Here is a 21165-nt window from a genome sequence, read left to right as displayed (position 1 = left end):
TAATCAAGAAATTATATACGTTAAAGCTTGGTCTTAATATGCAGTAAATTTGAGTATGATATGAAATAAGCTGTATCTCTAAAAAAAAGCTTAGTAATTAATAAAGAGTATAAACGATGAGCAATTACACAGAAAGTATAGGAGAACAATTAAACAACTTATTAGAGAAAACATACGATGCTGAAAAAGGATACAAGAAAGCAGCGGAAAACACAGATCACACCACATTAAAACCTTATTTTAGTAGACGTAGTGAAGAACGTCATAATTTTGGTCTTGATTTAAAGACTGAAATTCTTCAATTTGGTGAAGCACCAGAAAAAGGAGGTAGCATTATGGGTAGCGCACACAGAGCTTGGATGGATACCAAAGCTTTCTTCTCTGGAGAAGATGCTGAAGCTATGTTAGAAGAATCTATTAGAGGTGAAAAAGCTGCTGTAAATGAGTATGAAGAAGTTTTAAAAGACCAATTACTACCACCAAGCACAGCTTCGCTTTTAAATAAACAAATGAATAGTATTAAGTCTGATTTAAAAACGATACAATTTTTAGAGGATATAAGTTAATCATAGCTCCATTAAAAAAAAAAGGATGCTGTGTACAGCATCCTTTTTTTTATACGTATCATCTAATAAAAATAGTTTCATCAAATTTTAAAGCAAATGAAGCCCTTAATTTTTATCTTATTATTCATGAGTGTACAAAACACAATAGCACAACATATTATACCAGAAATTATTGAGAAAGAAGCACGTATTGCCCTATCATACTATCCTCAACTAAAAGATACCCAAATAGAATTTAGATTTAAAAACAATATTAAAAAGTCCACAATGCAGGCACAACCTGTTTTTTGGAGCCTCATAAAATCTAGTAAGAAAAGAAAATATCTGATCTTATTAAGTAGAAAATTTAAGATATCTGGAAAAGAGTTTAAAACTACCGATGTAGCTAGTGATATACTAATTGGTTGGTTAGGTCATGAGCTTGGCCATATAACAGATTACCAAAATAGAAGTAGCCTAAACTTAGTATGGTTTGGTATTAAATACGCTCTTTCTGACAATTATATTAAAGAAGCAGAACGCGCTGCAGATTCGTATGCTGTAACATCGGGAATGGATAAGTACATTTTAAAAACAAAACGATTTATCTTAAACAATGCCGATATAGACGAATCTTACAAGGCGCGTATTAAAAAATATTATTTATCTCCCGATGAAATTATGGTTTTAGTAGAGGAACGAGAAGCCAAAGAGCAGTAACTAATTTTATATTTTTGATGCTACAAAAGTTTCCCACTCGGCAAATCTATCTTGTCCCATAACACGTTCCATTTTTACTTGTCCGCCTTTCTTTTTATTGGCTCCACTCCAATCATGAAACACAGAAGGTGACACCGTACTTACCTTTACTCCTTCCAAAGCTTTAGAACGCGCTACTTTATAATTTTTATTGGCTTCCTTCAGAAAATTATCTAAAGATTTAGCTAATTTTTCGGCACCTATTTTAGCTTCGGTTCCTAAATACCAACAATGGTAAAAATCATCATTAATACGATTGGCACATAGCGTATACTCCGGAATTTCAATATCAAATTCTTTTTCTAAGTACTGTACAGCATCGTTTAGTTTGTTTACAGACAATTGAGATCCAACAGTATTTAAAAAGAATTTTGTTCTTCCTGTAATTTTAATTTCTGCTCTTTTAACATCTGTAAACTCAATGGTATCACCAATAAGGTAACGCCACGCTCCTGCTACGGTACTAATAACCAAAACATAATCTTGGTTTAATTCTACCTCAGAAATTGATAACGAAGGTGCATTTTGTACCAAAGATCCATCTGACTTAATGTAATCCGGATTAAAAGGAACAAATTCAAAGTAAATTCCGTTATCAGTCACTAGTTTCATAGCATCTGTTTCTGGACGTTCTTGAAAAGCAATAAACCCTTCAGAAGCCAAATAGGTATCTATAACCGTTATTGGCTTACCTAAAAGAGCATTAAAACTCTTTTTGTAAGGACCAAAAGCGACACCCCCAGAAGTATATACTTGCAAGTTTGGCCAAATTTCATGGATATTATTTAAACCGTTATAATCAATAACTTTTTGCAACATTAACTCCATCCAAGAAGGAATACCACTTAGCGCACCTATGTCCCAATCTGCAGCTTTTTCTGCAATTCGTTGTATGCGTAAATCCCAATCGTCTATTTTGGCAATTTCTTTTCCTGGTTTGTAATAGTTTTCAAACCAAAACGGAATATTACTTGCGCTAATACCACTAATTTCTCCCTCTAAAGCATTATTATAGACTTCTAAATCTGTAGAACTCCCAAGCATCATAATTTCTTTTTCAAAAAAATCTGCAGGTAAATCAAAATTCCTAAGAGCTAAAACTTGCTGTATTCCAGCCCTACGTATAGCGTTTACCATAGCATCTGTAACCGGAATACGTTTATTGGTTTTACCTGTAGTACCAGAGCTTAATGCAAAATAATCTGGATTCCCAGGCCACGTAATGTCCTTTTCTCCTTCTTGTACATCTTGCCACCAATTGGCAGTAATTTGGTTGTAATCTGAAAAAGGAACTTTATCTCGATATTCTTGCTCTAGATTATCTGACTCTAAAACATCTTTAAATTGATATTTCTTTCCAAATTTGGTCTCTTTAGCCGTTTCAAGAAGATTTATTAACACAGCACGCTGCTCTTCAGCTGCATTATATTCTGATGAAATAATATCTGTAGCGTGTATAATTCCTTTTATTATGTTCCCTATTATTGCCATTTTATATATGTGTTTGTGTGTTTTCTATTTTTCTGATTCACAATTTTCATCGATACCTAGATAGGTCTAAAAAATTAGAACCTTAGAATGTCAAAATTCTATAAAATCTACTCAATTCTTTAACGCTATCAAAAGAATTGTTAATTCTAAACAAAGAATAGGGATAAAAAACAGAAATAAATTTTTCATCAATATAAAACAAAATCAACTACATTCTTAATCCACATATAATCAACTAACTACAAAAAATTAACTATAAATAAATTATGTACTATTTTTTTAGCTACAATTAGTTGCAATTATTGTTTACATTTGTAGCATTATGATTTTTATCGCAACTAACATTCGTCATTTAAGAAGCTTAAAAGGCGCTACACAAGAGGCTTTGGCTAAAGATTTACAAATTACCAGAGCACGTATTAGTTCTTATGAAGAAGGCCGTTCTGCCCCAACCATAGAAACGCTTATACAATTGGCAGACTATTTTAGACTACCTATAGACATTCTTGTACGTAACGATTTAAGTAAGGCTGCAGATGCATCTTTTATAGAAATAGGAAACCAACGTGTTCTTTTTCCCATAACGGTAGACGCAGATAATGAAAACCTAATAGAAGTTGTACCGGTTGCCGCTTCGGCTGGGTATTTAGCGGGTTATGACGATCCTGAATATATAGAACAACTAGCAAAAATTAAATTACCTTTTTTACCAACAGGTAAACACAGAGCTTTTCCTATAAAAGGAGATTCTATGTTACCTATGAAAAGTGGCGCTTTTGTTATTGGTAAGTTTATAGAAGACAGAAGAGATATTACGAGTGGCAAAACCTATGTTTTAGTTACGCTAAACGATGGTATGGTCTACAAAAGAGTATACAACCAAATTGAAGAAAAAAACAATCTAAAACTAGTTTCTGATAATGCAGATTACCAACCATACGAGGTTTCTATAGATGAAGTTTTAGAAATCTGGGAATTCACCTGCAGTATTAATACCCAAGAATACACAGAAGAAGAATTAAAAATAAGTAGCATTATTACAATGTTTAACACGCTTGGCGTAGAATTAAAAGCACTAGAAAAGTCTTTATCATGATGTACACTATTATTGATGTAGAAACTACAGGACAAACCAATAGAATTACAGAAATTTCTATTTTTAAATTTAACGGCGAAAAGGTTGTAGAAGAATTTACTTCTTTAGTAAACCCAGAATCTGTAATACCCTATTATATTACTACTCTTACGGGCATAGATAATGCTATGGTAGCCAATGCACCAACTTGGGCAGAGATTGCAGATCAGGTCTTAGAAATTACGGAAGACACCATATTTGTAGCACACAATGTAAACTTTGATTATAATGTTATACGTAATGAGTTTAAGGCTATAGACAAAGATTTTAGACGTAAAAAACTATGTACTATTCGTTTATCTCGTAAGCTATTACCTGGTCACAAATCGTACAGTTTAGGTAAACTTTGCTCTAAGCTAAATATTACAATAGAGGGCAGACACAGAGCTAGAGGAGATGCAGAAGCTACTGTTACTCTTTTTAAAATTTTACAAGCGCAAGAAGATGCCGAGACTGTTTTTGAAAGTTTTCTAAAAAAAACATCTAAAGAAGGTGCACTACCCTCTCACCTACCTACCGAGGTTTTTAATAAAATTCCTAATACACCTGGCGTGTATTATTTTAAAGACAAAAAAGGAAAAATTATATACATTGGTAAAGCTCTAGATTTAAAAAAACGAGTGCTTTCTCATTTCTATAGCAAAACCCAAAAGTCTTTAGATATGTGTAGAGAAACTGCAGATATTGATTTTGAACTTTCTGGCAGCGAACTTGTGGCATTGCTTATGGAAGATGCTGCTATAAAACAACATTATCCAGAGTACAACCAACTTGCGAAAAGAAACCTTAAAACCTATGCGGTTTTTAGTTATGTAGATCGAAAAGGTATTTTACATTTAGCCTACAATACTTTAAAATCTACACCAAATCCACTAAAAATATTTTCTAATGTTCGCCAATGTATTGGGTACATAGAGGAGTTGTGCTTTTTATTTAATTTATGTCCTAAATACTGTCATTTACAAGACGGCACTAATGCTTGTAATCATCATAAAATTAGTTCTTGTAATGGTATTTGTAGAGATCAAGAAACTGTAGAAGCTTATAATTTACGTGTTTCACAGGCAATACAGCATATTAAAGACGTTGCTGAGCTAACTGTTTTAAAAGAAGAAGGTCGTTCGCCAGAGGAAGATGCCTTTATACTCTTAAAAAATGGAACGTACCAAGGTTATGGTTTTATAGCAAAATCAGAGATTATAGAGCGCAATGAAGATTTAGAGAATTTTCTTGTTCCTCAAAAAGATAATTTAGACATTCAGAAAATACTGCGTAGTGTAAAAAAGAAAAAAGTAGTAACTGCTTAATTATTGCCATCTACGTACACCCAATGACCATCTTCTATACAGAAGTTAGATTTTTCGTGCAATATAATAACCTGATTATCTTCCATAAAAAAAGCTTTAAACTCTACAACACCCGTAGTATCTTCTTTTAAACCATCTATGGTATCTACAATTGCTAATTTAACCCAGTGCACAGAATTAGTCCAATCTTCTATTCCCTTCTTTTCTCTTTTAGAGGGCCTTGTTTTACTATAATGACTTTTTTGCAAATAATCTATATCTGCTAATACAAAAGCACTGTATCTAGAGCGCATTAGCTCTTCTGCCGTCTCTACAGTTCTAATATCTGTGTGTGCTTTTTGGCAGCAATTTTTATAAAGCTGCGTTGGATTACAAGGACATTGCATACGCTAATTAATTATTGTAATTCATTGATTTAAAGATTATAAAACTAATAAATAGTTTTTAAATATTTATACTATATGTAACTTATTTTAACAGAAAAGCAAACTTAACAAATAGAATAACATCCCTTGATGTCGTATTTATCTAAATTTAAAATGTAGTTCATCGAAAATAAATAAACAAAAAAAACATTTCTGATGAACAACAGCTCATAGTTTCAATAAAATAGTTATTTTTAGAAGATTGTATTCCCCCTACAAAAGAATAATTTATCTTATAATAAAAATTAAAATGCACAAGGCAATTAAAGATAATCCTAAAATAAAACATACACTTGACCGCATTAATAATGCAGCAAGAATAGGGTTATGGGAATTAGATATAAAAACTGAAACTTACATTATAGATAATATTACTTGTGATATTATTGGCGTACCCCATGACTTTTTATTAAGTCACCAAGAAAGTTATAATTTTTTTCAGCGAAAGTCCGATGCAGAAGAATTGGGTAAATTAATGACCAACCTTATAACTAATGGGGTTAGTTTTGATGTAGAGCTAGAATTATGCACTACAAATAAAAATGTAATTGTTGTCCGTAAAATTGGCTTAGCAGATATAGAAAATGGAGTTGTAAAAAAGGTTTATGGAATTTTTCAGGATGTTACAAGTAAAAGAAATACTGAAAGAGCACTACAAAGCACTAATTCTGAACTTTACTCTATAATTAACTCTAGTGCAGTAGCTATTGTTTCTGTAGACAAACAAAGTAATGTTAGACAATTTAATTCTGGTGCAGAAGAATTGTTAGGGTATACAGCTGAAGAAGTTATTAACAAAATGGTCCCTACTTCAATCTTACTACAAAATGAGCTTAAAGCAGTAAGCAAAGAATTTGCCGCAAAGTATAATAAGAAGGGGATCAAGAATTATAATCCATTCTACGAACTATCGTTGCAAAATATTAAAGATACTAGAGAATGGACTTTTCGTAAAAAAAACGGAGATCTTTTTCCTGTAGAATTATCTTTAACTCCTATTAAAAATGATTTAGATGAGTATTTAGGTGTTTTGGGAATTTTTTATGACATAACAGACCGTAAAAAAGCTGAAAACGAACTTATAAAAAAGAACCAACTCTTAAACTACGCAGAGCAAATTACTATGATGGGTAATTGGAGCTGGAATATGATTACCAATGATATTTCTTGGTCTACAAATATGTATAGTATTTTTGGTAGAGATCCTATATTACATCCCAAAATACCATTTGAAACATACTTTAATCACATTCATCCTGAAGATAGAGGAAATGTTTCTAATTTTATAGAAAATACGGTAAAAGAAAATAATTTTACAGATGTATTACACCGCATTGTTTTAGAAGATAAAACCGTAAAAACAGTTCATTTACTAGGAGAGTTAATAGTAAACGAATTAGGAGAACCAATTGAAATGATGGGGACCTGCCAAGATGTAACACAGTTACGAATGGCAGAAATAAAATTTAGAGGTCTATTGGAGTCAGCTCCTGATGCTATGCTAATTATAGATGAAAATGGAATAATACAAATAAGTAATAAAGAGGCAGAAAAATTATTTGGTTACCCGTCTATAGAATTACATCACAAACCTATAGAACTTCTTATCCCAGATAAGTTTATGCACAAGTACGAAACCAGTAATAATAATTTTTATACAAGTGCTAAAACAAATAAAGTTGAATGTAGTGAGGAGTATTTTGCAGTTAACAACCGAAAAGAAAAAATTCCTATTCAGATAAATTTATCTCCTTTAGAAACCGAGGAAGGTTTATTAATTTCTGTTGCAATTAGAGATATAACAGAACAAAAACAAGCCGAATATAAAATTTTAAAATCTAAAGAAAGGTTAGAAGTATTAACTGATAATTTACTTAATAAAAATAGACAATTAGCGGACTTTGCACATATAACATCTCATAATTTACGCGCACCAGTAAGTAACCTTAACTCCCTTTTAGGCTTTTACAATACCTCTGAGGATGAAGAAGATAAAGCTATTTTATTTGAGAAGTTTGAGATCGTTGTTGGTCATTTAACAGAAACATTAGACACACTTGTTGAAGCTTTAAAAACATCTAATGGAGCACCAACAGAATTAAAAAAATTAAAGTTTGAAGACGCTTTACTTAAAACAACAGAAATACTAACTGGAGAAATACGCGAAACTGGAGCAATAATAAAAAGCGATTTTTCTAAAGTACCAACAATCTTGTACAGCAAGGTATATCTAGAGAGCATATTTTTAAACTTAGTTAGCAATGCTTTAAAATATAGATCACCAGATCGTATACCAGAAATAACATTAAAATCCTTTCTTGTAAAAAACAGAGTTACCTTAACCATAGCTGATAATGGTCTTGGAATAGATCTAGAAAGACACGGACATAAATTATTTGGTCTAAACAAAGTTTTTCATAGACATCCGCAAGCAAAAGGTATTGGTTTGTTTATGACCAAAGTACAAATCGAATCATTAGGTGGTATTATCACTGCAGAAAGTACAGTAAACAAAGGAACCACATTCATCTTAACACTAAACTAAACATTATGAAAAACCATTTTAACGTATGTATTATTGATGATGATGACATTTATCAATTTACAATAGTAAAAACAATTAAAGCACTGGATTTAGCAAAAAAAATAATGGTTTTTTCTGACGGAGAACAAGCCTTAAATTTTATGCTAGAGAATCTAAAAAACAATTTTGATTTACCAGATGTTATTTTCTTAGATAACAATATGCCCATTATGGATGGGTTTCAGTTTATGGAAGAATACACAAAGGTAAAACCACAAATTGACAAAAAAATAACGGTCTATATGGTTTCTTCTTCTGTAGATCCTGTAGATATAGAACGTGCTAACAGTGTAGCCGAAATTAACGGTTACATTATAAAGCCTATTAAACCCGGACAATTAAAAACTATTATTGAAAGTTTAGAGGTTTAATAAAACAATAAAAGACCGTATATATACGGTCTTTTATTGTTTTATCAACTGTATTTTATAGTGTCTTTAAACACGCTAAAACATTGGTTTCTATACGGCTTTGTATATTGGTAACATCTGCTTTTACAAAAGTTTCTCCTGTTATGTTTTCGTATAATTCTATATACCTTTCAGATACAGTTGCAATATATTCATCTGACATTACAGGTACTGTTTGTCCTTCTAAACCTTGAAAATTATTGCTAATTAACCATTGGCGTACAAATTCCTTAGAAAGCTGTTTTTGTGCTTCTCCTTTTTCTTGACGCTCCGCATAGCCGTCTGTATAAAAATAACGAGAAGAATCTGGTGTATGTATCTCATCAATTAATACAATTTTACCATCCTTAGTTTTTCCAAACTCATATTTAGTATCTACTAAAATTAATCCTCTTTTAGCCGCTATTTCTGTACCTCTGTTAAATAAAGCATAGGTGTATGCCTCTAGTTGCTTGTAATCTTCTTCAGAAACTATTCCACGTTTTATAATATCTTCTCTAGAGATATCTTCATCATGATCTCCCATTTCTGCTTTAGTTGCAGGTGTAATTATGGGTGTTGGGAATTTATCGTTCTCTTTTAAACCTTCTGCCATTGCTACACCACAAAGTATTCTTTTGCCTGCCTTGTATTCTCTAGCTGCATGGCCAGACATGTAACCGCGAATAACCATCTCTACCTTAAAAGGTTCGCAAGCATGACCAATAGCAACATTAGCATCTGGTGTTGCTAATAACCAATTTGGAACTATATCCGCAGTTTCGTTCATCATTTTAGTGGCAATCTGGTTTAGTATTTGCCCCTTGTATGGTATTCCTTTTGGCATAACCACATCAAAAGCAGAAAGCCTATCTGTTGCTACCATTACCATAATATCATCCTCTAAACGATATACTTCTCTAACTTTTCCTTTGTAAACGTTAACCTGCTTAGGAAACTTAAAATTGGTATCTGTAATTGTATTCATTAGTATGTGTTAATTTTGATGCTCTATATTTTTATATGCTTCTATTACTTTTTTAACCAATTTGTGTCTCACGACATCCTTATCGTCTAGATAAATAATTTTTATTCCCTCTACATTAGACAAAACTAGCAAAGCTTCTTTTAATCCCGAAATTATTCTACGTGGTAAATCTATTTGTCCTGGATCTCCTGTTAATAAAAACTTTGCATTTTTACCCATACGTGTTAAAAACATCTTCATTTGGGCGTGCGTTGTATTTTGTGCTTCATCTAAAATAACAAAAGCATTGTCTAAAGTTCTACCGCGCATAAAAGCCATTGGTGCAATTTGTATGGTACCATTTTCTATGTAATGCGCTAATTTCTCTGCAGGAATCATATCTCGTAAAGCATCATATAAAGGTTGCATATACGGATCTAGTTTTTCTTTTAAATCGCCCGGTAAAAAACCTAAGTTCTCTCCAGCCTCTACAGCAGGTCTTGTTAAAATAATACGTCTTACTTGTTTTTCTTTTAACGCCTTAACTGCCAAAGCCACACCTACATACGTTTTTCCCGTACCTGCAGGACCAATAGCAAAAACCATATCGCTTGTTCTAGCTGCTTCTACTAATTTGCGTTGGTTCGCAGTTTGTGCTTTTATAAGTCTACCACTTACGCCATGTAGTAAAACATCGCCACTACTTTGTGTTGTAGCATAGTCTTCTTTGCTTTCGCTAGTAAAAATTCTTTCTATAACATTTTCGTCTATTTTGTTGTACTTGGCAAAATGTGTCATAAGCATCGCTAAACGCTTATCAAATTCTTCTAAATGCTCATCATCTCCGTAAGCTTTAATTTTGCTACCACGTGCAACAATCTTCAGTTTTGGAAAGTATTTTTTCAGTAAATCTATATGCGCATTTTGATGCCCAAAAAATTCTCTAGGACTTATTTCTGTGAGTTCAATTATGATTTCGTTCAAATGAAAAAATGTATTAAAAGGTTAGGACGTAAATATAAATTTCAGTTGGCTATTTTTTTATGTAATTTTGTATAACAAATTTAATCAAAATCACTGCACCACGGTAAAAAACATATCAACAGTCATAAATGACAATACTAACACTAACTACTGATTTTGGATACAAAGACCATTTTGTTGGCGCATTAAAAGGTGCAATTTTTAGCGAATTGGAAAACGCTACTATTGTAGACGTCTCACATAGTATAAATCCTTTTAATATTCAGGAATGTGCCTACATTCTTAAAAACTCTTATAAAACCTTTCCTAAAGGCACTATACACATTGTGGGGGTAGATGCTGAATTAACCAAAGAAAATGAGCATATTATAACGTATGTAGACGGACACTATTTTATAAGTGCTAACAATGGTGTTGTTTGTTTAATAACTTCTGAAATTAAACCAGACAACATTGTTTCTATTAACATACCAGATACAAAAGACGGGCCATTCCCAACGTACGATGTATTTGTAAAAGCTGCTTGTCATTTAGTTAGAGGCGGAAAAATGGAAGTTGTTGGCAAACCTTTTAAAGATTTAAATACATTTAAAGATTTTGTACCGCAGCTAGTAGATGGTGGTAATACCATTATAGGAAACATTGTTTACATAGACAATTACGGTAATGTTGTAAGTAACATCCAAAAAAACTTATTTGATGCTTATAGAAATGGTAGGGATTATGAAGTACGAGTGCGTGGTAAAGTCTTAAAACAGATATTTAATAAATACAGTGATATTATTAATTATGAAATTGATGAAAATTACCGCAAGGGTCCTGGAGATTTATTAGCCTTATTTAACTCGTCCTTGTTTTTAGAATTGGCTATTTACAAAAGTAATTTAACTACAGTTGGTGGCGCATCTACCCTATTGGGGTTAGATTATAGAGACACCGTAACCATTAATTTTTTATAAATGATAGTACGCATTGTAAAATTGACGTTTAAAACTGAAAATATTGTTAGCTTTGAAAACATATTTAACGAGTCTAAACATTTTATCAGAAATTTTGAAGGCTGTAATTTCCTAGAGTTGTACCAAGACAAAAACAATCCTGCTATATTTTTCACATATAGTTATTGGGATAGTGAGACTGCCCTAGATAGTTACAGACACTCAGATTTATTTACAAGTGTTTGGGCAAAAACCAAAGTATTGTTTGCAGCTAAGCCAGAGGCTTGGACTGTAAATAAAAATGAAACCTTAAATTAACTAGATGTACGCCATTTACAAACGAGAAATACAATCGTTTTTTACGTCCCCTATTGGCTATATGGTCATAGGCTTATTTTTAATATTTAGCGGCCTGTTTTTATGGGTCTTTAAAGGAGAGTATAATATTTTTGATTACGGTTTTGCAGACCTTAGCAGTTTCTTTTTTCTAGTGCCTTGGGTATTTTTGTTTTTAATACCCGCTATTACAATGAAGAGTTTTTCTGAAGAACGCAAAACAGGAACCTTAGAACTCCTTTTTATAAAGCCAATATCTTTATGGCAAACCGTTTTTGGTAAGTTTTTAGGAACTTTAACTTTAGTGGTTATAGCTATAATACCAACCTTTTTATATGTCTATACCATATCAGAACTAGGTACAACGGTTGGTAACTTAGATATGGGCGTAGTTTTTGGCTCTTATTTTGGTTTACTATTTTTAATGTCTAGTTATACGGCTATTGGTATATTTGCCTCGACCCTATCACAAAACCAAATTGTTGCCTTTTTACTGGCTCTTATACTTTGCTTTGTCTGTTTTTACGGTTTTCAAGGAATTAGCACTTTATTTACCGAGGGCAGCACTGCTGTAGCTATAGCTTCTTTAGGAATGAAAGCGCATTTTGAAAGTATTGCACGCGGTGTTATAGATACAAGAGATTTAGTCTATTTTATTACATTAACTGTCTTTTTCTTGTTTTTAACTGTGGTACAACTTAAAAACTTAAACCGATAATGAAAAAGACACTCACCTCCGTAGCTATTGGTTTTATAGCCTTAGTACTCCTTAACATAGTATCTAGCTTTATATATACAAGAATAGATGTTACCGAAGATAGTAGGTACACCTTATCTACTGCTGCGTTACAAACGGTACAAGAATTTAGTAATCCTGTTATAATTGATGTTCTTTTAGAGGGCGAATTACCAGCAGAATTTGTAAAATTAAAATTTGAAACCAAACAGATACTAGAAGAATTTGCTGCAGAAAACAATAATATAAAATTTAACTTTATAAATCCTTTAGAAACTACAGGCTCATCTGATAATGCCATTTTAGAAATGCAGAAGTTAGGCTTAACACCTGCTAATGTAACTGTAGAAGAAAACGGAAAAGTATCTCAGGAGTTTGTTTTTCCTTGGGCAATGGTTAACTATAATGATAAAACCGTTAAAGTTGCTTTGCTTAAAAACAAATTAGGATCTACAGCAGAAGATCGTGTTACCAACTCCATACAGCATTTAGAATATTCTTTTGCAGATGCTTTTACAAAGCTGAACATTAAAGAAAAAAAGAGAATTGCAGTTTTAAAAGGTAATGGCGAATTACAAGATATTAACTTAGCAGATTATTTATCTACGATAAGAGAGTATTATAATATTGGAGCATTTACGTTAGATTCTGTAGCTACCAATCCTCAAAAAACATTAAAAGAATTACAGAAATACGACCTAGCCCTTATTGCCAAGCCAACAGAAGCTTTTACAGATAAAGAAAAGTATGTTTTAGACCAGTTTATGGTACAGGGCGGAAAATCTATGTGGCTTATAGATAACGTTAGTATGGAACTAGACAGCTTGTATAATGAAGAGGGCAAATCTTTAGCGTATCCAAGAGATTTAAACTTAAAAGACTTTTTCTTTAAATATGGTTTACGTGTAAACCCGGTATTGGTAAAAGACATCTATGCTACACAAATTGTACTGGCGAATGGAGATGGTAATAACTCGCAATACAATCCAGTTCCCTGGCCATTTAATCCTATGGTTTTCTCTAGAAACGATCATCCTATTAATAACAATTTAGAAGCTTTGCGCTTTCAGTTTGCAAACACAATAGACCTTTTAGATAATAACGATTTAAAAAAGACAATTTTATACTATAGTTCACCTTTGTCTGCTGTAGTTGGCACACCTAATATTATTAGTTTAGAAAGCACTACAAAGAGTCCTAATAAAGAAGAATACAATAATGGTAATAAACCTTTAGTGGTTCTTGTAGAGGGTAATTTTAAATCGGTTTTTACCAATCGTGTTAAGCCTTTTAAAATAGAAAACAACAAAGAAGTTGGTGGTCCAAATAAAATGTTGGTTATTGCAGATGGTGATGTTATTAAGAATCAAGTGAGCAAAGGAAAGCCTTTAGAACTTGGTTATGACAAATGGACAAACAATGCTTACGGGAACAAAGAATTTATGGTGAACAGCCTAAATTACCTGCTAGATGATAGTGGACTTATAAACATCCGTACTAAAAAAGTAGCTGTACCATTCCTTGATAAAGAAAAAATAGCGACGCAAAAAACAAAGTGGCAACTTATAAACATAGCATTACCAGTGGTTTTAACGCTGCTTTTTGGTTTTATATTTAATTATTATAGAAAACAGAAATACGGTAAATAAGTGTTAATAAGTTTGTTTTCGTTAAAAGCACAATTAAAATATCTTTGTTTCAAGGATTTTTTAAGATTTTTAAGAAGAACTTAAGGCATTTGAGAGCCTAACCATAAATGAAGAAAATTATATAGCTGATGAAATTTATAGTATCTAGTACTTATTTGTTAAAGCAATTACAAGTTTTAGGTGGTGTTATTAATAATAGTAACACATTACCAATTTTAGATAATTTTTTGTTTGAATTAAAGCAAAACAGTCTTACTGTTTCTGCCTCTGATTTAGAAACTACAATGAGTTCTGTTTTAGAAGTAGATTCTGATAATGAGGGTACAATTGCTTTACCAGCAAAACTATTATTAGAAACCCTTAAAACGTTTCCAGAGCAACCATTAACGTTTGTTGTAGAAGAAAATAATACGGTAGAAATTAGTTCTAACCACGGTAAGTATGCTTTGGCATATGTAGACGGTGCAGAATTCCCTAACGCTGTAGAATTATCTAACCCTAGTACAACAACTATTTTAGGTGATATTTTAGCTACTGCTATTAACAAAACTATTTTTGCAGCTGGTAATGACGATTTAAGACCTGTAATGAGTGGTGTATTTTTTCAGTTTTCTCCAGAGAACTTAACGTTTGTTGCTACAGATGCACACAAACTTGTAAAATACCAACGTACAGATGTTACAGCTAGTCAGGTAGCAGAATTTATTATGCCTAAAAAACCGTTAACATTGTTAAAAGGTATACTTGGTGGTAGTGAAAACGATGTTACTATAGAGTACAATGAAAGCAACGCTAAATTTACTTTTAACAACACAGAGTTAATCTGTAGGTTAATTGACGGTAAATACCCTAACTATGAAGCTGTAATCCCAAAAGAGAATCCTAATGTACTTAGCATCTCTAGAACTCAGCTTTTAAGTTCTGTTAGACGTGTTTCTATTTTCTCTAACAAAACTACACACCAAATACGTTTAAAGGTTGCTGGTGCAGAACTAAATATTTCTGCTGAAGATATAGATTACAGCAATAAAGCAGAAGAACGTTTAACGTGTTCTTACCAAGGAGACGATATGCAAATAGGGTTTAACTCTCGTTTTTTAGTAGAAATGCTAGGGAATTTAAATTCTGATGATGTTTCATTAGAAATGAGTTTACCAAACAGAGCAGGTATTTTAACACCTATTGATGGTGTAGATGAAGGCGAGCATGTAACAATGCTTGTTATGCCAGTTATGCTTAACAACGGATAAACGAAAATACCCAATATAAAAAACCAAAAAAGAGGACATTATGTCCTCTTTTTTTATTCCCTAAAATTAAAACTAAACTATTGCTTACGCTCTAATTTATTAAGCTTTACTTTTTCTTTTACCAATTTAAGTTTAGATTTTGCTATAGAAGATTTTAGCTTTTCTATAGCTACAGGAGATAATTTACCCGCTGCCGAATCTTGAGATAACTTGTTCTCTTGCTTCGCTATTTTTCTTTCTACTTTAGAAATGTTTTTATTTTGCTTTGCAATAGAACTCTTAAGTTTAGCTGCTTTTTTAGCCTCTTTTTCTTTGTTCTTAATCTCTTTAGTTTCTTTCTTCGCTTTTTTATCAGCTGCCTTCTGCTCTTTTTCTGCTTGTTTCGCAGCTTTCTCTGCTAATTTAGCTGCTTCTTCAGCTTTTGCTGCTGCCGCTATTTTTGCCGCCTCTTCTGCTTTTAGAGTCTCTTCAGTAGTTTCTGTAGTTTCTGTTTTCTCTACTTTCTCTGTTTTTTCTTCTTGTGCTACTAAACTTGTTGCACTAAAAGCTACTAGCATTACTGCCATTACAATTTTCTTCATAATTTATATTATAGTTAATGTGTGTGCTGCAAAATTAGACTATAAATCTGATATAAAAACAAAAAAAATCTACCTCCAAATAAAATGTAGAGGTAGATTATATAATCTATTTATTTCTAATATGTTATGATATAAAAGAGATCGTCATAAACTTACTAGGTGCTTCGCCATTTGCTGCTCTTACGGCATTTACTATGGGCATTACAAACCCAATTATACCTACAAATAAGAATCCTAACAGCCCTAAGCCAAATAGTAATATGCCTGGAACACTAAGTACAATGTATAATAGTAAGCTCAGCTGAAAGTTAACTATAGACTTTCCGTGCTCGTTCATACCTTTTACAGTGTCCTTTGTTGTTAACCAAAGTACCAACGGAACTATAAAGCCCCCTACTCCTGTGCAATAATGTAACAATTGTGTTAAATGTGTAATAGCTAGTAAGCCGTTATCAGATCTAGTTGTTGTTTTGTGTTGATTGATGATTTCCATTTTGATTGATTTTGATGTTATACTATATCAGTAGCATAATTGTTTAAAATGTTACATTAAAACTCAAAATTTTATTTTAACCACAAAATATTCATCGATCTAAAAACAAAAAAACGCCTGTATTTGTTACAATACAGACGCTTAAATAACTTATTATGTTTCTTTATAATTAGTGCTTAGGAACAGCTCTATTCATTTCTAACATATCTACATTAGTAGCTTCTACACCTAAAAAGTGCTTGCTAAAATAATCTGCTTTTAACCAAAAGAAATATTCCGTCATACTACCAAAACCGTGTCTTTGACCAGGCATCATCATAAAATCGAATCTCTTATTTGCTTTAATTAATGCATTTGCCATTCTAATAGTAGCTCCAGGGTGTACATTATTATCTACATCGCCCGTTACCAACATTAATTTTCCTTTTAAGTTTGCTGCTAAAGTCTGGTTCTTATCAATATCATACTTATAACTAATAACACCATCTGCATCTTTAACTTCTTCTACTCCGTGGTGCGTTTCACTCCACCAACTGTTGTAGATAGAATTATCATGGTTACCAGCAGAAGAAACTGCTACTTTAAAAAAGTCTGGATATACAAGCATTGCTGCAGTAGACATAAATCCGCCTCCAGAGTGACCAAAGATTCCTACTTTAGAAATATCTATATAAGAATGCTGATCTGCCAATTGCTCTGCAACATACTTTTTATCTGCTAAACCATAATCTCTTAAGTTACCATACCCGTAATTGTGGTACCATTTAGACCTGTCTGGATGGCCACCTCTGTTACCCAAGGTTACAACTACAAAACCAACTTGTGCCAACCTATCTAACCTGTTCATAGAAACAGAAAAAGATTTGTTTACAGCCTCTGTTTGCGGTCCAGGGTATACATACTCTAAAAGTGGGTAACTCTTAGTTTCATCAAAATTAAAAGGCTTGTACATTACACCATAAAGATCTGTAATACCATCATCTGCCTTAACTTTAAAAGGTTCTGGGAATTTGTAACCCGTTGCCATAAGCGCAGATAAATCTGCTTCTTCTAATTTTAAAACAACCCTGCCATTATTAGATCTAAGTTGAGATTTAGGAACTGTATTTACTCTAGAGTAGTTGCTAACAAAAAAACTGTTAGAATCTGCCATACTCGTGCTAGTGGTAAAATCTCCTTTATTAAGATTTTTTAAACCGGTACCATTTAAATTAATTTTAAAAAGGTGCTCAAAATAAGGATCCTGATCTGGTGTTACACCATTTGCTGTAAAATAAAGTGTTCGCTCTTTTTCATTTACACCAACAAAACTATTAGAATGATAGCTACCGCTTGTAATTTGGTTTTTAAGATTCCCATCTGCATCATACAAATAAAAATGTGCCCAACCATCTCTCTCTGACCATTGAATAATTTCTTGTTCGTTATTAAACAAAACAATGTCTTTAGCCTCTACATAGGTATTAAGTTCTTCTGTAATCAGGGTTTTAACCTCGCCTGTATTAATATCTGCAACATTAACAGCTACTTTTTTACGATCTCTGCTTGTGCTACTAAAGTATATTTTACCTTTTTTAGAAAGTAGTAATGCTGGCTGAAAATCATCACGATTATTCATTTTTTTAGTTGGTGCACTGTATACGCTTATACTTTGTTGTACGGTAGAATCTAATTTTACAGAAAGCACCTCTTTTGCAGGTATATCAAAAACTAAAATCTCTGATGTAGAAAATTCCTTTTCTCCTGGCATATGGTATTTATACGTTTCTAGAGTTGGTCTTTTTTTAGCCACAGAATTTATAACCCATAAATCTTTTAAATCTCTAGCGTCAGATCTTTGGTATACAAACTTTTTAGAATCGTGAGACCATTGTCCTCTTATCCCTTTGCGCTTGTCTTTGTTCTCTTCTTTGGTCTCGTTGTTTTCTCCCCAAGAGCCACCACCATAACTATAGTTCTCTACGCCGTCTCTAGTCCATTGGTGTTCTACAATAGTAGTATCTTTTTCGTCCTTAATAGCTTTTAAAAAGTTGACTTTATCCATCCAATACAAATTGTGTTGCTTAGAGAATAATACAACTGTACTATCTGGTGAAATATTAGCCCAACGTTTAAAATTTTCGTCTTCTTTTTTGTTGTTGATAATAGTTAAACCATTACCACCCAATTTATACTCTAAATAGTATACTTTGTTCTCTTTTTTAGGTGCTTTTTTAGGCTTTTTAACCGTAGTAGAGTCTTTAGTAATAGTATCGTTCTCTACATTTTTTTCTATATTTTCTTCTCCTTTATCTTCGTCGTTTTCTTCTTTTTTATCATCAACAACAGCTACTTTTTCTTTAGAAGTTACTCTAAAACGGATAGCCGTTTCGTTTTTAACAAATTTAAAGCTTAGTCGCGGTAAATGCTTAGCATCATAAGGGTCTTTCGTAATTAAAGTAAGCCATTTTGCCATTTTAGCATTATCAAACAATTTGGTTTTTGTACCTCTATCGGCATCAACTAAATAATAATTAGCTCCTTCTGTAGTTTTGTACTGGTACCAAAATTTATTTCCTTTTTTTAACCAATTAGGACGCACTGTGGTAGAGTGCACTATTTTTTTTAAATTATCTGGTGAAAATTTTGCCGCTTGCCTATAATCTGGCGTTGGCACATTGCTAGTTTCTTCTTGCGCAAATGTTACTGCAGTACATACAGTGAACAAGAGCAACAAGGTAATTTTTTTAATCATTTTTTAGATTTTTGAGTTCGTTAGGTTTTTATTAGTTGCTAACAAAAATATCATTACACATTACAACAAGCTTACATTTAACGTTTTGTTAAGATGCATAGTTGCTTTTTTAAGTCCTTACCACATATTTAACAAGTTACACCTTACGCCCTCTTGTTATTTACTGTTTTTATTTAATGAAAAATGAATGTACATCAACTTTAATAATTTGTATTTTTGCATTTATGTTTTCACAAGATACAATAGTTGCATTAGCAACACCTTCTGGCGCTGGTGCCATAGCAGTTATTAGGCTTTCTGGGCCAGACGCAATTACTTTAGCTAATGCTAAGTTTAAGTCTATACGCAACAAGGATTTAACCAAGCAAAAAACGCACACCATACATTTGGGACATATTGTAGATGGCGCTAAGGTGTATGATGAAGTTTTGGTATCGTTATTTAAAGGACCAAACTCTTATACGGGTGAAAATGTAATAGAAATATCTTGTCACGGATCGCAATACATACAGCAACAAATTATACAATTATTTTTACGTAATGGTTGTAAAATGGCAGATGCTGGTGAGTTTACACTACGTGCCTTTTTAAACGGAAAAATAGATCTGAGTCAGGCCGAAGCTGTAGCAGATTTAATAGCGTCTGATAATGAGGCTAGTCACCAAATTGCAATGCAGCAAATGCGTGGCGGATTTTCATCAGAAATTAAAAAACTACGAGAAGAACTTTTAAATTTTGCCTCTTTAATAGAGTTAGAATTAGATTTTGCAGAGGAAGATGTAGAATTTGCAGACCGTACACAGTTTATAACACTGTTAACTAAAATACAACACGTTTTAAAACGATTAATAGATTCTTTTGCAGTTGGTAACGTACTTAAAAACGGGATTCCGGTTGCTATTGTGGGCGAACCAAATGTGGGTAAATCTACCTTATTAAATGCCTTTTTAAACGAAGACCGCGCTATTGTAAGTGATATTGCTGGGACCACAAGAGATACTATTGAAGACGAAATAGCTATTGGTGGTATAGGGTTTCGGTTTATAGATACGGCTGGTATACGCGAAACTAAAGATGTGGTTGAGAGTATTGGAATTAAAAAAACGTTTGAAAAAATAGAACAAGCACAGGTTGTGTTATATTTAAGTCCGCTTACACCCGCTATAGAAAACTTAGAAAGTATTAAAATAGAAATTGAGCGAATAAAGAATCAGTTTCCGTTAAAAACACTTGTTGTAATTACCAATAAGAAAGATTTATACACGCCAGAACAAATAGAAGCTATAGAAACAGAAATACCTGCTACCCTATTTATATCTGCTAAAACAGGTGATGGTGTAGAAACCTTAAAAAACAAACTTCTAGAGTTTGTAAATACGGGTGCGTTGCGTAATAACGAAACTATTGTTACCAATACCAGACATTATGATGCTTTACTAAAATCTTTAGAAGGTATAGAAAGAGTACAACTTGGTATGGATGGTGGTATCTCTGGAGATTTACTGTCTATAGACCTTAAAGATGCGTTGTACCACTTAGGGGAAATTACAGGACAGGTTTCTAATGATGAACTTCTGGGTAATATTTTTGCTAATTTTTGTATTGGGAAGTAAATAGCACTAACGTTAAATAGTAGTGTTCTAAGTTTAAATAAAAACTTAGATGTAGTCCATTATACAACTTTTTGCACCTCAATTGTAACTTATTTTACTTTAGTGCAAGCTACACCCTAAAAGGTATACTATAATTATATTTTGGTATTTGTTTTACTTTAAAATGAACATAAAAATTTAGTTTTAAAGAAAATGCAAATACTAAATACACAATATGATTAGACTTTATAATTATACGAGGGTAATCTT

Annotated in this window: 19 protein-coding genes; 12 read left to right on the top strand and 7 right to left on the bottom strand. The window is 32.5% G+C overall.

What is annotated here, in order from left to right; translation table 11 throughout:
- Positions 1 to 116 precede the first annotated feature (116 nt).
- Both M4I21_RS10665 and M4I21_RS10660 read left to right on the top strand, forming a co-directional pair.
- On the top strand, positions 117 to 566 hold the full coding sequence (locus tag M4I21_RS10665; protein WP_249559141.1) for a ferritin-like domain-containing protein: 450 nt from the start codon (positions 117 to 119) through the stop codon (positions 564 to 566).
- Positions 567 to 662: 96 nt separating this feature from the next.
- Complete coding sequence (locus M4I21_RS10660) at positions 663 to 1265, top strand: hypothetical protein (protein WP_249559140.1); 603 nt, start codon at positions 663 to 665, stop codon at positions 1263 to 1265.
- A 6-nt stretch (positions 1266 to 1271) separates the two neighbouring features.
- On the opposite strand, the gene M4I21_RS10655 is transcribed toward M4I21_RS10660, so the two are convergent.
- Entirely contained in the window at positions 1272 to 2795 is a 1524-nt protein-coding gene (locus M4I21_RS10655; RefSeq protein ID WP_249559139.1) for a GH3 family acyl-acid amido synthetase, read from the bottom strand.
- Positions 2796 to 3117: 322 nt separating this feature from the next.
- Here M4I21_RS10655 and M4I21_RS10650 point away from each other — a divergent pair, with 322 nt between their 5' ends.
- Together M4I21_RS10650 and M4I21_RS10645 are read left to right on the top strand one after the other, a co-directional pair.
- Positions 3118 to 3891, top strand: coding sequence for an XRE family transcriptional regulator (locus M4I21_RS10650; RefSeq protein ID WP_249559138.1), 774 nt, complete (start codon positions 3118 to 3120; stop codon positions 3889 to 3891).
- Entirely contained in the window at positions 3888 to 5237 is a 1350-nt protein-coding gene (locus tag M4I21_RS10645; protein ID WP_249559137.1) for an exonuclease domain-containing protein, read from the top strand. The genes M4I21_RS10650 and M4I21_RS10645 overlap by 4 nt, the downstream gene beginning before the upstream one ends.
- Here M4I21_RS10645 and M4I21_RS10640 read toward each other — a convergent pair.
- On the bottom strand, positions 5234 to 5623 hold the full coding sequence (locus tag M4I21_RS10640) for a YchJ family protein (protein WP_249559136.1): 390 nt from the start codon (positions 5621 to 5623) through the stop codon (positions 5234 to 5236). The two genes, M4I21_RS10645 and M4I21_RS10640, sit on opposite strands and share 4 nt — an antisense overlap.
- A 289-nt stretch (positions 5624 to 5912) precedes the next feature.
- Between M4I21_RS10640 and M4I21_RS10635 the strand changes: the two genes are divergently transcribed.
- Both M4I21_RS10635 and M4I21_RS10630 read left to right on the top strand, forming a co-directional pair.
- A complete protein-coding gene (locus tag M4I21_RS10635) occupies positions 5913 to 8207 on the top strand; it encodes a PAS domain S-box protein (protein WP_249559135.1) in 2295 nt (764 codons plus the stop codon).
- Positions 8208 to 8212: 5 nt separating this feature from the next.
- A complete protein-coding gene (locus tag M4I21_RS10630) occupies positions 8213 to 8617 on the top strand; it encodes a response regulator (RefSeq protein ID WP_249559134.1) in 405 nt (134 codons plus the stop codon).
- Positions 8618 to 8672: 55 nt separating this feature from the next.
- Here M4I21_RS10630 and M4I21_RS10625 read toward each other — a convergent pair whose 3' ends face one another.
- Positions 8673 to 9623, bottom strand: coding sequence for a phosphoribosylaminoimidazolesuccinocarboxamide synthase (locus M4I21_RS10625; RefSeq protein WP_249559133.1), 951 nt, complete (start codon positions 9621 to 9623; stop codon positions 8673 to 8675).
- Positions 9624 to 9632: 9 nt separating this feature from the next.
- On the bottom strand, positions 9633 to 10586 hold the full coding sequence (locus M4I21_RS10620; RefSeq protein ID WP_249559132.1) for a PhoH family protein: 954 nt from the start codon (positions 10584 to 10586) through the stop codon (positions 9633 to 9635).
- 128 nt (positions 10587 to 10714) lie between these two features.
- Here M4I21_RS10620 and M4I21_RS10615 point away from each other — a divergent pair, with 128 nt between their 5' ends.
- The 5 genes from M4I21_RS10615 to dnaN all read left to right on the top strand — a co-directional run bounded on the left by M4I21_RS10615 (position 10715) and on the right by dnaN (position 15495).
- Positions 10715 to 11545, top strand: a complete 831-nt coding sequence (locus tag M4I21_RS10615; RefSeq protein ID WP_249559131.1) for an SAM hydrolase/SAM-dependent halogenase family protein — start codon at positions 10715 to 10717, stop codon at positions 11543 to 11545.
- Positions 11546 to 11842 carry a putative quinol monooxygenase gene (locus M4I21_RS10610; protein WP_249559129.1) on the top strand — a complete coding sequence of 99 codons (297 nt, stop codon included), beginning with the start codon at positions 11546 to 11548 and terminating at the stop codon, positions 11840 to 11842.
- 4 nt (positions 11843 to 11846) lie between these two features.
- Positions 11847 to 12578, top strand: a complete 732-nt coding sequence (gene gldF / locus M4I21_RS10605) for a gliding motility-associated ABC transporter permease subunit GldF (protein ID WP_249559128.1) — start codon at positions 11847 to 11849, stop codon at positions 12576 to 12578.
- A complete protein-coding gene (gldG, locus tag M4I21_RS10600) occupies positions 12578 to 14245 on the top strand; it encodes a gliding motility-associated ABC transporter substrate-binding protein GldG (protein ID WP_249559127.1) in 1668 nt (555 codons plus the stop codon). The genes gldF and gldG overlap by 1 nt, the downstream gene beginning before the upstream one ends.
- A 128-nt stretch (positions 14246 to 14373) precedes the next feature.
- On the top strand, positions 14374 to 15495 hold the full coding sequence (gene dnaN, locus M4I21_RS10595; RefSeq protein WP_072302514.1) for a DNA polymerase III subunit beta: 1122 nt from the start codon (positions 14374 to 14376) through the stop codon (positions 15493 to 15495).
- Positions 15496 to 15572: 77 nt separating this feature from the next.
- Here dnaN and M4I21_RS10590 read toward each other — a convergent pair whose 3' ends face one another.
- The 3 genes from M4I21_RS10590 to M4I21_RS10580 all read right to left on the bottom strand — a co-directional run bounded on the left by M4I21_RS10590 (position 15573) and on the right by M4I21_RS10580 (position 19303).
- A complete protein-coding gene (locus tag M4I21_RS10590) occupies positions 15573 to 16076 on the bottom strand; it encodes a hypothetical protein (protein ID WP_249559126.1) in 504 nt (167 codons plus the stop codon).
- 124 nt (positions 16077 to 16200) lie between these two features.
- Positions 16201 to 16569 carry a DUF4870 domain-containing protein gene (locus M4I21_RS10585; protein WP_249559124.1) on the bottom strand — a complete coding sequence of 123 codons (369 nt, stop codon included), beginning with the start codon at positions 16567 to 16569 and terminating at the stop codon, positions 16201 to 16203.
- Positions 16570 to 16738: 169 nt separating this feature from the next.
- A complete protein-coding gene (locus M4I21_RS10580) occupies positions 16739 to 19303 on the bottom strand; it encodes a S9 family peptidase (protein ID WP_249559122.1) in 2565 nt (854 codons plus the stop codon).
- A gap of 224 nt (positions 19304 to 19527) precedes the next feature.
- On the opposite strand from M4I21_RS10580, the gene mnmE reads away from it, so the two are divergent.
- Positions 19528 to 20916 carry a tRNA uridine-5-carboxymethylaminomethyl(34) synthesis GTPase MnmE gene (gene mnmE / locus M4I21_RS10575; RefSeq protein WP_249559163.1) on the top strand — a complete coding sequence of 463 codons (1389 nt, stop codon included), beginning with the start codon at positions 19528 to 19530 and terminating at the stop codon, positions 20914 to 20916.
- Positions 20917 to 21165 lie beyond the last annotated feature (249 nt).

This window comes from Cellulophaga sp. 20_2_10, assembly GCF_023476645.1.
Lineage (GTDB): Bacteria > Bacteroidota > Bacteroidia > Flavobacteriales > Flavobacteriaceae > Cellulophaga.
This window is presented reverse-complemented; position numbering and strand designations above follow the sequence as displayed.

Coding starts and splice junctions, on each gene's coding strand:
- M4I21_RS10590 (WP_249559126.1), bottom strand. CDS start 16,076: ATGAAGAAAATTGTAATGGCAGTAATGCTAGTAGCTTTTAGTGCAACA.
- M4I21_RS10585 (WP_249559124.1), bottom strand. CDS start 16,569: ATGGAAATCATCAATCAACACAAAACAACAACTAGATCTGATAACGGC.
- M4I21_RS10635 (WP_249559135.1), top strand. CDS start 5,913: ATGCACAAGGCAATTAAAGATAATCCTAAAATAAAACATACACTTGAC.
- M4I21_RS10625 (WP_249559133.1), bottom strand. CDS start 9,623: ATGAATACAATTACAGATACCAATTTTAAGTTTCCTAAGCAGGTTAAC.
- M4I21_RS10615 (WP_249559131.1), top strand. CDS start 10,715: ATGACAATACTAACACTAACTACTGATTTTGGATACAAAGACCATTTT.
- M4I21_RS10630 (WP_249559134.1), top strand. CDS start 8,213: ATGAAAAACCATTTTAACGTATGTATTATTGATGATGATGACATTTAT.
- M4I21_RS10650 (WP_249559138.1), top strand. CDS start 3,118: ATGATTTTTATCGCAACTAACATTCGTCATTTAAGAAGCTTAAAAGGC.
- gldG (WP_249559127.1), top strand. CDS start 12,578: ATGAAAAAGACACTCACCTCCGTAGCTATTGGTTTTATAGCCTTAGTA.
- gldF (WP_249559128.1), top strand. CDS start 11,847: ATGTACGCCATTTACAAACGAGAAATACAATCGTTTTTTACGTCCCCT.
- M4I21_RS10580 (WP_249559122.1), bottom strand. CDS start 19,303: ATGATTAAAAAAATTACCTTGTTGCTCTTGTTCACTGTATGTACTGCA.
- mnmE (WP_249559163.1), top strand. CDS start 19,528: ATGTTTTCACAAGATACAATAGTTGCATTAGCAACACCTTCTGGCGCT.
- M4I21_RS10660 (WP_249559140.1), top strand. CDS start 663: ATGAAGCCCTTAATTTTTATCTTATTATTCATGAGTGTACAAAACACA.
- M4I21_RS10645 (WP_249559137.1), top strand. CDS start 3,888: ATGATGTACACTATTATTGATGTAGAAACTACAGGACAAACCAATAGA.
- M4I21_RS10655 (WP_249559139.1), bottom strand. CDS start 2,795: ATGGCAATAATAGGGAACATAATAAAAGGAATTATACACGCTACAGAT.
- dnaN (WP_072302514.1), top strand. CDS start 14,374: ATGAAATTTATAGTATCTAGTACTTATTTGTTAAAGCAATTACAAGTT.
- M4I21_RS10610 (WP_249559129.1), top strand. CDS start 11,546: ATGATAGTACGCATTGTAAAATTGACGTTTAAAACTGAAAATATTGTT.
- M4I21_RS10640 (WP_249559136.1), bottom strand. CDS start 5,623: ATGCAATGTCCTTGTAATCCAACGCAGCTTTATAAAAATTGCTGCCAA.
- M4I21_RS10665 (WP_249559141.1), top strand. CDS start 117: ATGAGCAATTACACAGAAAGTATAGGAGAACAATTAAACAACTTATTA.